The following is a 1,663-nucleotide window of genomic DNA, read 5'->3' on the forward strand; positions in this document are numbered from 1 at the left end:
TGGTGTGCCGTGCATGTTAACTAACTAGGTGGTGAAAGTCCACTGTGGGGGTTTGTAATCACCAACCACTAGCCAATAGCAAGGGTGTCCATCGTGAGGTGGAATCTGAAGGAAGCAGGCGGCAAAACTCTGCCCCGAGGAACACGAACCACATCAGGCATATCCAATGGGATGAGACTGCCAAACAAGTCGAAGTCCAAAGATTACACGGACATTGGAGTGTAAATGAGGCGGGGACATGGAGTGAAAGTGAGTTATCTTACCACGGGAGGTCTCATGGACGTGCGGAAACGGAGTAAGAAGCACGGAGTAAAGCTTGCCATGAGAAGTCAGCCGAGGCCATAGTACCAGATACCGACTATATTTGGGAAGGGCTGAACTTTAAGGAGTGAGGACTGAATGAATGTTACCGCATGAAAGATAGAGAGCAGAATATCTTTGAAGAAAAGACCTGCCCGCAAAAGAATAGGACGGCATCCGAAGGTATTGTGGTAGGGCAGACTTTCATGTGGATAGCTGAAAACAAGCTCACGGATTATAACCAATTAGGATATGGTATGTTGGAGTACATCCTATCAGCATCGAACCTTAACAGAGCTTATTTACAAGTTAAGCGCAATAAAGGGGTTGGCGGTGTTGACAAGATGGAAGTCGAATCTCTTAAGGATTATCTTGTTTCCCATAAGGATGAACTAATAACAACCCTATTGCGGGGCGAGTACCGCCCCAATCCTGTTCGCAGGGTAGAGATACCCAAGGACAACGGACAGAAACGGCAATTGGGCATACCCACAGTAGTAGACAGGGTAGTACAACAAGCCATTGCCCAAATACTCACACCTCTATATGAACCTAAGTTTAGCGAACATAGCTACGGGTTCAGGCCAAAGCGTAATGCCCACCAAGCACTCAAGAAGTGCAGAGACTACATCACGGAAGGTCATGGATATGCAGTCGACTTGGACTTGGAGAAGTTCTTCGACAAAGTAAACCATAGTAAGCTGATAGAAGTACTTTCCCGCACAGTTAAGGACGGCCGGGTAGTATCCTTGATACACAAATACCTCAATGCCGGAGTGCAGGTAGGTTGTGACTTTGAGGCCAGTGAGATGGGTGTTCCCCAAGGAGGGCCATTAAGCCCACTCCTGAGCAACATCATGCTCAATGAGCTGGACAAGGAGTTAGAACGCAGAGGGCACAAGTTCGTACGGTACGCAGATGACATGGTCATTTTGTGTAAGAGCGAGCGAAGTGCAGAGCGTGTAATGGGTTCGATTATCCACTTTATTGAGGGTAAGTTGTTTTTGAAAGTGAACAGAGAGAAAAGCCAAGTCGCTCCTATATCCAAGGTAAAATTCCTTGGTTACTCGTTTTACAAGCCGAAAGGGGAGGGCAGGCTGCGGATACACCCCAAAAGTGTATCAAAGATGAAGGAGAAGTTAAAGGAGCTGACATCACGCAGCAATGGCTGGGGCAACGACCGCAGGAAGGAGTCCCTTCGCCAATACATCATTGGCTGGGTGAATTACTTCAAACTGGCAGATATGCAAAACCTGCTACTAAGAACAGATGAATGGTATAGGAGAAGAATCAGGATGGTCATCTGGAAACAATGGAAACGGATAAAGACCAAACTGGCAAATCTTATCAAGCTTGGCATTAA

At 46.8% G+C, this 1,663-nt stretch carries 1 protein-coding gene; it reads left to right on the forward strand.

All coding sequences use genetic code 11. The features are described from left to right. Positions 1 to 413: 413 nt before the first annotated feature. Positions 414 to 1,663, forward strand: a 1,250-nt coding sequence (ltrA, locus tag ADIS_RS10565; RefSeq protein WP_035805569.1) for a group II intron reverse transcriptase/maturase, incomplete at its 3' end; no start/stop codon positions are given.

The organism is Lunatimonas lonarensis (genome assembly GCF_000390185.1).
Taxonomy (GTDB): domain Bacteria; phylum Bacteroidota; class Bacteroidia; order Cytophagales; family Cyclobacteriaceae; genus Lunatimonas; species Lunatimonas lonarensis.